Here is a 13647-nt window from a genome sequence, read left to right as displayed (position 1 = left end):
GTTCATGATCTCTACCTTGCGACGTGGCCTGTTGGTGCTGTTGGCAGCCTTGCCATTGATGGCTAACGCCGTGGCGGCGCCGTCGGCGCACGACATTATTGATAGAACCACCAAGGAGTTGCTGGCTGACCTTGCGGCAAACAAGGAACAGTACAAGCAGAGCCCAAGCGCGTTCTACGATGCCCTCAACGGGATTGTGGGGCCGGTGGTCGACGCAGATGGCATCTCCCGCAGCATCATGACCGTCAAGTACTCGCGCAAGGCTACGCCTGAGCAGATGCAGCGCTTCCAGGAAAACTTCAAGCGCAGCCTGATGCAGTTCTACGGCAACGCCCTGCTGGAATACAACAACCAGGGTATCGTCGTTTCCCCGGCCAAGGATGAGTCCGGCAACCGCACCAGCGTGGATATGCAGGTCAAGGGCAACAATGGCTCGATCTATCCGGTTTCCTACACCCTTGAGAAAATCAACGGTGAGTGGAAAGTGCGCAACGTGATCATCAATGGCATCAACATTGGCAAGCTGTTCCGTGACCAGTTCGCCGATGCCATGCAGCGCAATGGCAACGACCTGGACAAGACCATCAATGGTTGGGCTGGCGAAGTGGCCAAGGCCAAGGAAGTGACCGAAGAAGCCGCAGAGAAGCAGGCCCCATGACCGAGTCGGCTGTTCGTCAAGGCCAGGCCGGCGAGCTGCTCCTCAGCGGCGTGCTCGACTACAGCACCGGGCCGGCCCTGCGCAAGCAGGGCCAGGCGTTGATCAATGCCAGCACCGCGCAGGCATTGGTTATCGATTGCTCGGCGGTGGTGAAGTCCAGCAGTGTTGGCTTGTCATTGCTCCTGTGTTTCCTACGTGACGCCGCAGCGGTCAATAAACCTGTCAGTATTCGCGCATTACCCGAGGATATGCGTGAAATTGCCCAGGTTAGCGGTTTGACCGAGCTGTTGGCGCATCCTTAATACACATTATTGAAGAAGCCCCCCGTCAGAGTCCTGCTATGCGGGGTTCGCAGGCGCGGGGCTTTTTTGTATGATGTGCGACCCGCGCGCACTGGGCGCCGATAGAGGTTGAGCATGCAGGCCCTAGAAGTTAAAAGCTTCCTTGAAGGAAAGCTGCCGAATACTGAGGTTGCAGTTGAAGGCGAAGGCTGCAATTTCCAGCTGAACGTGATTAGCGATGAACTGGCGGCATTGAGCCCGGTCAAGCGTCAGCAGCAGATCTATGCCCATTTGAACCCGTGGATCACCGATGGCAGCATCCATGCGGTCACTATGAAATTTTTCAGCCGCGCGGCCTGGGCCGAGCGCACCTGAGCCCCCAAGGCGTCGAGATTCTTATGGATAAATTGATTATTACCGGCGGTGCCCGTCTTGATGGCGAAATCCGTATCTCCGGGGCTAAAAACTCGGCCTTGCCGATCCTGGCCGCTACCTTGCTGTGCGATGGCCCGGTTACCGTAGCCAACCTGCCACACCTGCACGACATCACCACCATGATCGAGCTGTTCGGTCGCATGGGCATTGAGCCGGTGATCGACGAGAAGCTGTCGGTCGAAATCGACCCGCGCACCATCAAGACCCTGATCGCACCGTACGAATTGGTGAAAACCATGCGTGCCTCGATCCTGGTACTGGGCCCGATGGTTGCCCGTTTCGGCGAAGCCGAAGTGGCACTGCCTGGCGGTTGCGCCATCGGCTCGCGTCCGGTCGACCTGCACATCCGTGGCCTGGAGGCCATGGGCGCGACCATCGACGTCGAAGGCGGCTACATCAAGGCCAAGGCGCCGGAAGGCGGCCTGCGTGGCGCCAACTTCTTCTTTGATACCGTCAGCGTGACCGGTACCGAGAACATCATGATGGCTGCGGCCCTGGCCAATGGCCGTAGTGTCCTGCAGAACGCCGCGCGTGAGCCGGAAGTGGTCGACCTGGCCAACTTCCTGATCGCCATGGGTGCCAACATCACCGGCGCCGGCACCGACACCATCACCATCGACGGTGTGAAGCGCCTGCACTCGGCGACCTACAAAGTGATGCCGGACCGTATCGAGACCGGTACCTACCTGGTTGCTGCTGCCGTCACCGGTGGTCGCGTCAAGGTCAAGGACACCGATCCGACCATCCTTGAAGCGGTCCTGGAAAAGCTGCGCGAAGCGGGTGCCGAAATCACCACCGGCGAAGACTGGATCGAGCTGAACATGCACGGCAAGCGGCCTAAAGCCGTCAACGTGCGTACCGCTCCGTACCCGGCCTTCCCGACCGACATGCAGGCGCAGTTCATCTCCTTGAACGCGATTGCCGAAGGCACCGGTGCGGTGATCGAGACCATTTTCGAAAACCGCTTCATGCACGTGTATGAATTGCATCGCATGGGCGCCAAGATCCAGGTCGAAGGCAACACTGCCATCGTTACCGGTATCGAGCAGCTCAAGGGCGCGCCAGTAATGGCCACCGACCTGCGGGCTTCGGCCAGCCTGGTGATCTCGGCGCTGTGCGCTGACGGCGACACCCTGATCGATCGCATCTACCACATAGACCGTGGCTACGAGTGCATCGAAGAAAAACTGCAGATGCTCGGCGCAAAAATCCGCCGCGTACCGGGCTAGTCCTCGGGGCTGTCAACACCGTCATTGTGGCGAGGGAGCTTGCTCCCGCTGGGGCGCGAAGCGGCCCTGCTCTTTAAGGCCGGGACTGCTGCGCAGTCCAGCGGGAGCAAGCTCCCTCGCCACAGGACGATGTATGCTGTTAGCAGATTTGTTTCAAATCGAGGCTGTCATGGCCTCGATCTGTGTCTGGCGCCGTTTGCGACCGGACAGCAATAGCCTGATGAAGGACTGACGTTTCCCATGTTGACCATCGCACTGTCCAAGGGCCGCATCCTTGACGATACATTGCCGCTTCTGGCTGAAGCGGGCATCGTGCCGACCGAGAATCCGGACAAGAGCCGCAAGCTGATCATCCCCACGACCCAGGACGACGTTCGCCTGTTGATCGTGCGGGCTACCGACGTGCCGACCTATGTTGAACATGGCGCCGCCGACCTCGGTGTCGCCGGTAAGGACGTGCTGATGGAATACGGTGGCCAGGGCCTGTACGAGCCGCTGGACCTGCGTATTGCCCTGTGCAAGCTGATGACCGCCGGCCGTGTCGGTGACGTCGAGCCCAAGGGCCGCCTGCGGGTAGCCACCAAGTTCGTCAACGTTGCCAAGCGTTATTACGCCGAGCAAGGCCGTCAGGTCGATATCATCAAGCTCTACGGCTCGATGGAGCTGGCGCCGCTGATTGGCCTGGCCGACAAGATCATCGACGTGGTCGACACCGGCAACACCCTGCGTGCCAATGGCCTGGAACCCCAGGACTTTATCGCCGACATCAGCTCCCGCCTGATCGTCAACAAAGCTTCGATGAAAATGCAGCACGCCCGTATCCAGGCGTTGATCGACACCCTGCGCAAGGCAGTGGAGTCTCGACACCGCGGTTGACTCACCTGCGCAGCCTTAGGTCGCGCCCGTCTATCCGCCTCATAGCCAGAATTCTCGGGTGCCCAAGCGGAAACGACTGCTAGTTTAGGGCGCCTGAGTTTTTGCCAATTCTATTGAGGCCCTCGCTATGACCACGTCCACTGCAATTGCCCGACTCAACGCTGCCGACCCGGATTTCGCCCATCATCTGGATCATCTGCTGAGCTGGGAAAGTGTGTCCGACGACTCGGTCAACCAGCGGGTTCTCGACATCATCAAGGCTGTGCGCGAGCGCGGCGATGCGGCGCTGGTGGACTTTACCCGGCAGTTCGACGGCCTGGACGTCAAGTCCATGGCCGACCTGATCCTGCCCCGCGAACGCCTGGAGCTGGCCCTGACGCGCATCACTGCGCCCCAGCGTGAAGCCCTGGAAGTCGCGGCAGCGCGGGTGCGCAGCTACCACGAAAAACAGAAGCAGGATTCCTGGAGTTACACCGAGGCTGATGGCACGGTGCTGGGGCAGAAAGTCACGCCCCTGGACCGCGCCGGCCTGTACGTGCCGGGTGGCAAGGCTTCTTATCCGTCATCGGTCTTGATGAATGCCATCCCCGCCAAGGTTGCCGGCGTGACAGAAGTGGTCATGGTGGTCCCGACCCCGCGCGGTGAAATCAACGAGCTGGTGCTGGCCGCGGCCTGCATTGCCGGGGTTGATCGTGTGTTCACCATCGGCGGTGCCCAGGCAGTCGCCGCGTTGGCCTACGGCACCGAAAGTGTGCCGAAGGTGGACAAGGTGGTCGGCCCCGGCAATATCTACGTGGCCACCGCCAAACGCCACGTGTTTGGCCAGGTCGGTATCGACATGATTGCCGGCCCGTCGGAAATCCTCGTGGTGTGCGACGGCCAGACCGACCCGGACTGGATCGCCATGGACCTGTTCTCCCAGGCCGAACACGACGAAGACGCCCAGGCGATCCTGGTCAGCCCCGACGCCGAGTTCCTCGACAAGGTGGCGGCCAGCATCAATAAACTGCTGCCGACCATGGAACGTGCCGAGATTATCGAGAAGTCGATCAATGGCCGTGGCGCGCTGATCCTGGTGCAGGACATGGAGCAGGCCATCGAAGTGGCCAACCGCATCGCTCCCGAGCACTTGGAGCTGTCCGTGGCCGACCCACAAGCCTGGCTGCCGTCGATTCGCCACGCCGGGGCGATCTTCATGGGCCGCCACACCAGTGAGGCCCTGGGTGACTACTGCGCGGGTCCCAACCACGTATTGCCAACGTCGGGTACCGCGCGTTTCTCGTCGCCGCTGGGGGTTTACGACTTCCAGAAGCGCTCGTCGATCATCTTCTGCTCGCCCCAGGGCGCTTCCGAGCTGGGCAAGACTGCCTCGGTGCTGGCCCGTGGCGAATCGTTGAGCGCACACGCCCGTAGCGCCGAATACCGCATCGTCAAGGGAGAGTAAGGCATGAGCAAATTCTGGAGCCCCTTCGTCAAGAACCTGGTGCCTTACGTGCCCGGCGAGCAGCCGAAGCTGACCAAGCTGGTCAAGCTCAACACCAACGAAAACCCCTATGGGCCATCGCCCAAGGCGCTGGCAGCCATGCAGGCCGAGCTGAACGACAACCTGCGTTTGTACCCCGACCCCAACAGCGACCTGCTCAAGCAGGCCGTGGCCAAGTATTACGGGGTCGATGCGAGCAAGGTCTTCCTCGGCAATGGTTCCGATGAAGTCCTGGCGCACATCTTCCACGGCCTGTTCCAGCACGACTTGCCGCTGCTGTTTCCGGATATCAGCTACAGCTTTTATCCAGTCTACTGCGGGTTGTACGGCATCAAGTCCGACCCGGTGCCGCTGGACGAGCAGTTCCAGATCCGCGTGGCGGACTACGCCAAGCCCAATGGCGGCATCATCTTCCCCAACCCGAACGCGCCGACCGGCTGCGTGCTGGCGCTGGATGCGGTGGAGCAGTTGCTCAAGGCCAGCCCGGATTCGGTGGTGGTGGTCGATGAAGCCTATATCGACTTCGGTGGCGAAACCGCCATCAGCCTGGTAGACCGTTACCCCAACCTGCTGGTCACCCAGACCCTCTCCAAATCGCGCTCACTGGCCGGTTTGCGCGTAGGCCTGGCGGTGGGCCATCCGGACCTGATAGAGGCGCTGGAGCGGGTCAAGAACAGCTTCAACTCCTATCCGCTGGATCGCCTGGCGATTGTTGGTGCGGCGGCGGCCTTTGAAGATCGTGAATACTTCGAGAAGACCTGCCAGTTGGTCATCGACAGTCGCGAGAAGGTGGTTGCGCAGTTGCAGGGTAAAGGCTTTGAAGTGCTGCCTTCGGCGGCCAACTTCATCTTTGCCCGCCACCCACGGCACGACGCCGCCGGCCTGGCGGCCAAGCTGCGCGAGCAAGGGGTGATCGTGCGGCACTTCAAGCAGGAGCGGATTGCCCAGTTCCTGCGGATCAGCATCGGCACGCCAGAGCAGAACCAGGCGCTGGTCGATGGCTTGGGCGATCTTTAAGGCTTAAACCTGTATTGGCTGCCCTGGCCTCATCGCGGCATAGGTATCTACACAACTTTCAGAAACTGACGAACTCTCCTGTGGCGAGCGGGCTTGCCCCGCGCTGGGCTGCGAAGCAGCCCAAAAAGCCCTCCACGTTTCTTCAGATAAACCGCGACGCCCGGGTTTAGGGCTGCTTCGCAGCCCAGCGCGGGGCAAGCCCGCTCGCCACAACTGCTCTATCTGTCTGGATTTGGGCGTTGCGGCAAAGTTGTGTAGATACCTATGCTCATCGCGGGCCAGCCCGGCTCCCACACACAAATGCATTGCAATGTGGGAACCGGGCTTGCCCGCGATGAGGTCATCAGCAACACCGACAATCCGTAGCCTTTAGAGCAACGGCTCGTCCGGCTTCTTGTGCTTCCAGCCGTCATTGCCCGGCAGCAGCAGGTTCAAGCCAATCGCTACCACCGCACACAGGGCGATGCCCTTGAGGCCGAAATCGTCCGGGCCGGTGCCGGTGCCGATCAGCACACCGCCAATCCCGAATACCAGGGTTACCGACACAATCACCAGATTGCGTGCTTCCCCCAGGTCGATCTGGTGACGGATCAGGGTATTCATCCCCACCGCGGCAATCGAGCCGAACAACAGGCACAGAATCCCGCCCATCACCGGCACCGGAATGCTCTGCAGCAGCGCGCCGAACTTGCCGACAAAGGCCAGGGTGATGGCAAATACCGCCGCCCAGGTCATGATCTTCGGGTTGTAGTTCTTGGTCAGCATCACCGCGCCGGTCACTTCGGCGTAGGTGGTGTTGGGCGGGCCGCCGAACAGGCCGGCAGTGGTGGTGGCGATGCCGTCGCCCAATAGCGTGCGATGCAGGCCGGGCTTTTTCAGGTAATCGCGACCGGTCACGCTACCCACGGCAATCACGCCGCCGATGTGTTCAATGGCCGGTGCCAGGGCGACTGGGACGATAAACAGAATCGCCTGCCAGTTGAATTCCGGCGCGGTGAAGTGAGGCAGGGCTAGCCATGGCGCGGCGGCGATCTTCGCGGTGTCGACCACGCCAAAGTAGAACGACATGCCAAAACCCACCAATACCCCGGCAATGATCGGCACCAGGCGGAAAATACCCTTGCCGAACACGGCCACGATCAGCGTGGTCAGCAGCGCTGGCATCGAGATCATCATGGCCGTCTGGTAATGGATCAGCTCGGCACCGTCACCACTCTTGCCCATCGCCATATTGGCGGCAATCGGCGCCATGGCCAGGCCAATGGAGATGATCACCGGCCCGATGACCACGGGCGGCAGCAGCCGGTCGATAAAACCGGTGCCCTTGATCTTCACGGCCAGGCCGAGAAAGGTGTAGACGAAACCCGCTGCCATCACACCGCCCATGGTCGCCGCGAGGCCGAACTGGCCCTTGGCGAGAATGATCGGGGTGATAAAGGCAAAGCTCGATGCCAGGAACACCGGCACTTGGCGCCCTGTCACGATCTGGAACAGCAACGTGCCCAGGCCTGCGGTAAACAGTGCAACGTTTGGATCAAGACCTGTGATCAGTGGCATCAACACCAACGCGCCAAATGCTACGAAGAGCATCTGTGCGCCAGACAGGATCTGGCGCCAAAGCGGGTCGTTGAATTCATCCTGCATGTTCACGCGTCCTTCTGCTTGGTGCCGAAGATTTTATCGCCCGCATCGCCCAGGCCCGGAATGATGTAGCCGTGTTCGTTCAGGCGTTCATCGATGGACGCGGTGTAAATCACCACATCCGGGTGCGCTTTTTCTACGGCGGCGATACCTTCGGGCGCAGCCACCAGCACCATGGCGCGGATGTCCTTGCAGCCGGCTTTCTTCAGCAGGTCGATGGTGGCGACCATGGAGCTGCCGGTGGCCAGCATCGGGTCGATGATCATCGCCAGGCGCTCGTCGATTTCCGGGACGAGTTTTTCCAGGTAGGTGTGGGCCTGCAGGGTTTCTTCGTTGCGGGCGACGCCCACAGCGCTGACCTTGGCGCCTGGGATCAGGCTCAGCACGCCTTCGAGCATGCCGATACCGGCGCGCAGGATCGGCACCACGGTAATTTTCTTGCCGGCGATTTTCTCGACCTGGACGGGACCGCACCAACCGGGGATCTCGTAGTTTTCCAGGGGTAAATCTTTCGTGGCTTCGTAGGTGAGCAACGCTCCGACTTCCTGAGCAAGCTCACGGAAGTTCTTCGTGCTAATGTCGGCGCGGCGCATAAGGCCGAGCTTGTGTCGGATCAGCGGGTGGCGGATCTCACGGATGGGCATGGGGAAAGGCTCCGGCGGCGGGCAAAAAAACCGGTCTAGATTAATCTATCCGAGGGTGTTGTCCTATAGACAACAAGTACGTTAGTCCATAAAGGCTTGAACGTTGCGTCCCAGAGGCGTACCTTCGCCCGCTTTTCTTGCCACAGTACCCCTGGAGAGCGCCATGTCCGCTGATCTCGACCATATCCGTCAAATCATGCGCGAGGCTGACTGCCTGTACACCGAAGCACAAGTCGAAGAGGCTATCGCCAAGGTCGGCGCGCACATCACCCGCGAAATGGCCGACACCAACCCGGTGGTGTTCTGTGTGATGAACGGTGGTCTGATTTTCGCCGGCAAATTGCTGACTCATCTGCAATTCCCCCTGGAAGCGTCCTACCTGCACGCCACGCGCTATCGCAATGAAACCAGCGGCGGCGACCTGTTCTGGAAGGCCAAGCCGGAAGTGTCGTTCATCGACCGCGACGTATTGATCATCGACGACATCCTCGACGAGGGTCACACCCTGGGCGCGATCATCGACTTCTGCAAACACGCCGGCGCGCGCAAAGTGCACACCGCGGTGCTGATCGACAAGGACCACGACCGCAAGGCCCGCCCGGACCTGAAGGCCGATTACGTTGGCCTGCCGTGCATCGACCGCTACATTTTCGGTTATGGCATGGACTACAAGGGCTACTGGCGCAATGCCAATGGCATCTTTGCTGTGAAGGGGATGTAAGCCATGGCGCGTTTTCTTGATCAATCGCTGTTTGCCGAATTGGCCGAGAAAGCCGCCGCCAACCCCCGGGGCCGGCAGAACGTCAACTTCCATCAGATGGAAGAGCCGTGCCATCGCATGGCTGTAGGTTTGCAGCCACACACCTACGTGCAACCTCATCGTCACCTCACCGCTGACAAGGCCGAGACCTTGCTGGTGCTCAAGGGGCGCCTGGGCATTCTGATCTTCAGCGAGTCAGGCGAAGTCCTGGAACGGCGCGTCCTGCAGGCGGGTGGCGATTGCCAGGGCGTTGATCTGTCGCCCGGCGTTTTCCACGGCCTGGTGGTGCTTGAGCCCGACTCGGTGATGTTCGAGTGCAAGGCTGGCCCCTATCGCCCGGTGGGCGAAGGCGAACTGGCCACCTGGGCACCCCGGGAAGGCGAAGCCGGTATGGCTGAGTATCATCGCTGGATGCTGGCCCAGTTCGATTGAACACTTGCTGTGTAGCAGCCAGTAAGCCGGCTCCTACACAAGCGTGTGTCCCGCAGGTAGACTTCGTACCCCCGTGTAAATGTCTGCAGGCTGGAGTCGGCAATGCGTAAAGATAAGAAACAAGTGATTGGTGACGAGATCGGCGACGATCAGATCAAGCTGTTCCTGGATTTTGAACCGGTCGACGCCACTTCACCTTCCCTGCACAAACTGATCAAAGCCTATCGCGGCTTGCGCATCGACGATTTCGGGCGTTTCCTGACCTTTTTCAAGGAGGCCGGCCTGGACCTCGATGGCAAGGACGAGCACGGCCAGACCTTCGTCGACCTGATCAAGGACCAGCGCAATGCGCACGAGTACATCGAGTTGATCGACCAAGCTCGCGGCTGATTGTCCAAGGCATAAAAAAACGCCCCGCTCTCATCACGAGAGCGGGGCGTTTTTTATCGCTTCTTTGTAGGAGCGAGCTTGCTCGCGAAGGGCCTGAGAGCGCCGCGTTGAATCAAGTACGCTGCGTTATCGTTAACGATTTTCGCGAGCAAGCTCGCTCCCACAGGTTTCGCTGCTTTGCTCAACCAGTTCCAGGCTGATGTTGTTCTGCACGCTGATCTTGCGGTACAGCTCGGCATCGGTCTCCAGGATTTTTTCCCGGGCCGGGAAGATTTCCTGCAGCTTGGCCGCCCACTCGCCGGCCGCCTGTGCCGGGAAGCAGCGTTCGATCAGTTCCAGCATGATTGAAACCGTCACCGAAGCACCTGGGGAGGCGCCCAGCAGAGCAGCCAGCGAACCGTCCTTGGCCGCGACCAGTTCGGTACCAAATTGCAGCACGCCGCCTTTCTTCGGGTCTTTCTTGATGATCTGCACCCGTTGGCCGGCCACTTCCAGGCGCCAGTCCTCGGCTTTGGCCTCGGGGTAGAAGCGGCGCAGGGATTCCAGGCGCTGCTCCATCGATTGCATGACTTCGCTGACCAGGTACTTGGTCAGGTCCATGTTGTCGCGGGCTACGGCCAGCATCGGGCCGATATTGCCGAGGCGGATCGACATGGGCAGGTCAAGGAACGAGCCGAACTTGAGGAACTTGGTAGTAAAGCCGGCGTATGGACCGAACAGCAGGGATTTCTTGCCCTCCACCACGCGGGTGTCCAGGTGCGGCACCGACATCGGTGGCGAACCCACGGCCGCCTGGCTGTAGACCTTGGCCTGGTGCTGCTTGACCACTTCCGGGTTGTCGCAACGCAGCCACTGGCCGCTGACCGGGAAGCCACCAAAACCTTTGCTTTCTTCGATACCCGAGGCTTGCAGCAGCGGCAGGGCCGCGCCACCGGCGCCGAGGAACACGAACTTGGCGTCGACATGGCGGGTGTTGCCGCTGTTGACGTCCTTGATGCTCACGGTCCAGCCGGCGCCATTGCGCTTGAGGCCGGTGACGCGCTTGCTGTACTTGACCTGGGCATCTGCCGAGCTGCTCAGGTGCGCCAGCAATTGGTTGGTCAGGGCGCCGAAGTTGACGTCGGTACCGTTCATCACGCGGGTCGCGGCGACTTTTTCGTCAGCGGGGCGGCCGGGCATCATCAGCGGCATCCACTCGGCCATTTCTGCCCGGTCTTCGGTGTAGTGCATGTCCGAGAACGCGTGGTGTTGGCTGAGTGTCTCAAAGCGCTTCTTGAGGAACGACACGCCTTTTTCGCCCTGCACGAAGCTCAAGTGCGGCACCGGGCTGATAAAGGACTTGGACGAGCCAAAGGTGCCTTTTTTGGTCAGGTACGCCCAGAACTGCTTCGACACCTCGAACTGGGTGTTGATGTGCACGGCTTTCTTGATGTCGATGGAGCCATCGCCAGCCTGCGGGGTGTAGTTCAGCTCACACAGCCCTGCGTGACCGGTACCGGCGTTGTTCCACGGGTTGGAACTCTCCGCGGCACCCGAGTCCATCAGCTCAACGACTTCCAGCTTGAGGCCGGGGTCGAGCTCCTTGAGCAGTACGGCGAGGGTGGCACTCATGATGCCCGCACCTACCAGTACTACGTCGACTGCTTCGTTATGCGCCATTTAACGCGTCTCCAAAATCTGCAGCACCAAATTGACGGCATGGCTGCCAGGAGTGACAGGGCGGTTCACGTAATGCCCCAGGTTACCCATGGCCAGGATCGCCATGTCCGATTCTTCGCAATTTTTTTGCAACTTCAGCGGACGCTGCCGACCAGGCCTTATCTGCATATGAACGCATTTCAGGGGCCCTGTGGCAATTCGACTTATGGTCAAGTACGTCCGATCGTGCAACCAAATCCGTAGCGGACAGGCTTCAAGCTCCGGTTTTTGAGGAGTACTCGGTCCTGTGTGGTTGGGCAGTGCCAGACGTTGATGGTGCTTGTACAAACGCAAAACTATTCATTTGCTCGCCACACTCTTGTGAAGTTGTGAAAACCCGTTTTTTTCACGCTCTTTTGAAGACGTGAACCTCAAAAAAGGGCTGCCCCAGTCTGGCACCTGGCCCGAAATCACTGCCGACACGCGGCATAACGGGCAAACAACTCAAGTGGCCGAGCGCAATGGCAGCTCTGGCAGATTCGGTAAAGGCGCAGGTTTGCAGACAAAACAGCCAGCTCACCAGCTTCACTCGATCTGTGTGGGCGGCTCTCTGTGGGCGGTGCGGGGGAGCTAATACCTGGGCATTAGCGATGCTGCGAGGCCCGATCAGGAGACGTCCTTATAATCGGGGGGAGATTGTAGCGAAGAACTGCGGGGAAATGGACGTGTTTTATGACTTTTATTAGCGCTTCGGTCAGGCGGTCAACGGCAGGCGGTGCGATGACCGTGCGCGGCGCGGGCTGACGCGTGCGCGGGCGGGCAGCGGATGGTGCATCCAGCTCAGGCGGATCTCGTCGACTTCGACCCAACCCTCGCCTACGGGCGGCTGGCTGCATTGCTTGAATGCCTGGCAGCGACCTTGCAGGTCGAGCAGGGCAAAGTTGCGACGGACGGGGGTGCGAGCGAAAAAGCGCCAGAGAAGATTGAGCATGGTCGGCCTCCTGATAATGGGGGCAAGCATGCCAGCCCAGCATGACATATCGGTGACATTGAACCGCGGCAGGCGGGCCTGGGTCCGAGGTTGTAACTGGCGCTAGTTCCAGGCGGTGGCGCGCCGCTATACTGCCGGCCTGTCGGTACCTGAATTCTGGAGAGAAAAGCATGTTGCAACGCCTGTTGTTCGGTTTGATCACTGTGACCAGCTTGACCCTGGTTGGCTGCGCGCACAGCCCGCAGCAACTCAGCCCGCAACCCAAGCTCACCACCCAGTTGGCGCCTGTGGGCCATGGCCAGCCGGTATCGGTGCGTGTTGTTGATGGTCGTCCATCGCCGACCCTGGGCACCCGCGGCGGCCTGTACCCGGAAACCAGCGCTATCACGGTGACCGGCGCCGACGTACTGCCCAAGCTGCAAGCCCAGGCCGAAGCGGCTGTGCGTCTGCTGGGCTTCACCCCGACCAGCAACTCGCCAGGCGCACCGCAGTTGACCGTGACCCTGGCCGAGCTGAAGTACCAGTCGCCCAAGGAAGGCCTGTACGTGACTGAAGCCACCATCGGCGCGACCTTCCGCTCTGATGTGTCGGCCGGCAACCGCCGCTACAGCGGCCGTTACGGTGCATCCCTGGACCAACGCTTCGGCATGGCGCCGAATCAGGAAACCAACACCAAGCTGGTCAGCGACGTGTTGAGTGATGCCCTGACGCGCTTGTTCAAGGATCCAAGCATCGGCCAGATCCTCAGCTCGCAATAATCGCTGGTAAAAAAGCCGGGCCCCGTCACGGGCCCGGCTTTTTTGTGCCTGTGGGCGTCATGCCGCCGTTTCGACATAAAAGTCCAGCACACTCACGCCAGTCAGCAGATCCAGCTCCGGCAGGTCGGCATGTTGATGCCCGCCGAGGGCGCAATACACCAGCCAGTGCCGGTCTTGGACATTGAACGCCAGGCCGCCGACCAGCGCCTCTTGCTCATCGCTTGGGGCGATCAGGTACAGCCGATCCTGGTTCTGCGCGTGCAACATGACAAGCTCCCGGGTGTTCGAAGGGCAACAGAGTGGCTTGTTAAGGTGACGTTCAGGTGACGTTGTAAATTACCCGATACATTGCTCGTCAATGGGGGCAGGGAGCTGTAATGCGCGGGAGAGCGCATCTGGATGGACAATTGTCAC

General features: G+C 60.4%; 16 protein-coding genes. 11 read left to right on the top strand and 5 right to left on the bottom strand.

Annotated features, from left to right (window positions below; all coding sequences use genetic code 11):
• The first annotated feature begins 4 nt into the window (after positions 1–4).
• The 7 genes from C5F71_RS07505 to hisC all read left to right on the top strand — a co-directional run bounded on the left by C5F71_RS07505 (position 5) and on the right by hisC (position 5979).
• On the top strand, positions 5–658 hold the full coding sequence (locus tag C5F71_RS07505) for a phospholipid-binding protein MlaC (protein ID WP_104910900.1): 654 nt from the start codon (positions 5–7) through the stop codon (positions 656–658).
• Positions 655–960, top strand: a complete 306-nt coding sequence (locus C5F71_RS07500; protein ID WP_029291773.1) for a lipid asymmetry maintenance protein MlaB — start codon at positions 655–657, stop codon at positions 958–960. The genes C5F71_RS07505 and C5F71_RS07500 overlap by 4 nt, the downstream gene beginning before the upstream one ends.
• A gap of 114 nt (positions 961–1074) precedes the next feature.
• Positions 1075–1314 (top strand): BolA family protein, encoded by a 240-nt coding sequence (locus C5F71_RS07495; RefSeq protein ID WP_010567702.1) that lies wholly within the window; start codon positions 1075–1077, stop codon positions 1312–1314.
• Positions 1315–1337: 23 nt separating this feature from the next.
• Positions 1338–2603 (top strand): UDP-N-acetylglucosamine 1-carboxyvinyltransferase, encoded by a 1266-nt coding sequence (murA, locus tag C5F71_RS07490; RefSeq protein WP_029291769.1) that lies wholly within the window; start codon positions 1338–1340, stop codon positions 2601–2603.
• Positions 2604–2843: 240 nt separating this feature from the next.
• Positions 2844–3479 carry an ATP phosphoribosyltransferase gene (gene hisG / locus C5F71_RS07485; RefSeq protein WP_003188599.1) on the top strand — a complete coding sequence of 212 codons (636 nt, stop codon included), beginning with the start codon at positions 2844–2846 and terminating at the stop codon, positions 3477–3479.
• 127 nt (positions 3480–3606) lie between these two features.
• Positions 3607–4923: a histidinol dehydrogenase gene (hisD, locus tag C5F71_RS07480; RefSeq protein ID WP_029291757.1), complete on the top strand. Its 1317-nt coding sequence runs from the start codon at positions 3607–3609 to the stop codon at positions 4921–4923.
• Positions 4924–4926: 3 nt separating this feature from the next.
• On the top strand, positions 4927–5979 hold the full coding sequence (gene hisC, locus C5F71_RS07475; RefSeq protein ID WP_070994100.1) for a histidinol-phosphate transaminase: 1053 nt from the start codon (positions 4927–4929) through the stop codon (positions 5977–5979).
• Between the two features lie 369 nt (positions 5980–6348).
• On the opposite strand, the gene C5F71_RS07470 is transcribed toward hisC, so the two are convergent.
• The gene (locus C5F71_RS07470) at positions 6349–7623 is read right to left on the bottom strand and encodes a uracil-xanthine permease family protein (protein ID WP_029291753.1); all 1275 of its coding nucleotides are present in this window, start codon (positions 7621–7623) and stop codon (positions 6349–6351) included.
• 2 nt (positions 7624–7625) lie between these two features.
• Positions 7626–8264, bottom strand: coding sequence for a uracil phosphoribosyltransferase (upp, locus tag C5F71_RS07465; RefSeq protein WP_029291751.1), 639 nt, complete (start codon positions 8262–8264; stop codon positions 7626–7628).
• Positions 8265–8427: 163 nt separating this feature from the next.
• On the opposite strand from upp, the gene C5F71_RS07460 reads away from it, so the two are divergent.
• The 3 genes from C5F71_RS07460 (at position 8428) to C5F71_RS07450 (ending at position 9846) form a co-directional block, all read left to right on the top strand.
• Positions 8428–8985 (top strand): hypoxanthine-guanine phosphoribosyltransferase, encoded by a 558-nt coding sequence (locus C5F71_RS07460; RefSeq protein WP_029291749.1) that lies wholly within the window; start codon positions 8428–8430, stop codon positions 8983–8985.
• Between the two features lie 3 nt (positions 8986–8988).
• Positions 8989–9456 carry a WbuC family cupin fold metalloprotein gene (locus tag C5F71_RS07455; RefSeq protein WP_029291746.1) on the top strand — a complete coding sequence of 156 codons (468 nt, stop codon included), beginning with the start codon at positions 8989–8991 and terminating at the stop codon, positions 9454–9456.
• Positions 9457–9558: 102 nt separating this feature from the next.
• Positions 9559–9846, top strand: coding sequence for a PA4642 family protein (locus C5F71_RS07450; RefSeq protein ID WP_104910899.1), 288 nt, complete (start codon positions 9559–9561; stop codon positions 9844–9846).
• 132 nt (positions 9847–9978) lie between these two features.
• On the opposite strand, the gene mqo is transcribed toward C5F71_RS07450, so the two are convergent.
• Positions 9979–11505 carry a malate dehydrogenase (quinone) gene (gene mqo, locus C5F71_RS07445; protein WP_029291742.1) on the bottom strand — a complete coding sequence of 509 codons (1527 nt, stop codon included), beginning with the start codon at positions 11503–11505 and terminating at the stop codon, positions 9979–9981.
• A gap of 733 nt (positions 11506–12238) precedes the next feature.
• Positions 12239–12475, bottom strand: a complete 237-nt coding sequence (locus C5F71_RS07440) for a hypothetical protein (RefSeq protein ID WP_092238243.1) — start codon at positions 12473–12475, stop codon at positions 12239–12241.
• Between the two features lie 170 nt (positions 12476–12645).
• Between C5F71_RS07440 and C5F71_RS07435 the strand changes: the two genes are divergently transcribed.
• Positions 12646–13233, top strand: coding sequence for a YajG family lipoprotein (locus tag C5F71_RS07435; protein WP_029291738.1), 588 nt, complete (start codon positions 12646–12648; stop codon positions 13231–13233).
• 57 nt (positions 13234–13290) lie between these two features.
• Here the strand turns inward: C5F71_RS07435 and C5F71_RS07430 are convergent, their stop codons facing one another.
• On the bottom strand, positions 13291–13500 hold the full coding sequence (locus C5F71_RS07430) for a hypothetical protein (RefSeq protein WP_008434269.1): 210 nt from the start codon (positions 13498–13500) through the stop codon (positions 13291–13293).
• Positions 13501–13647: the final 147 nt, after the last annotated feature.

It is taken from the genome of Pseudomonas sp. LG1D9, from assembly GCF_002949995.1.
Lineage (GTDB): Bacteria > Pseudomonadota > Gammaproteobacteria > Pseudomonadales > Pseudomonadaceae > Aquipseudomonas > Aquipseudomonas proteolytica.
The sequence above is the reverse complement of the archived record's forward strand: the minus strand, read 5'-3'. Positions and strand labels throughout refer to the sequence as shown.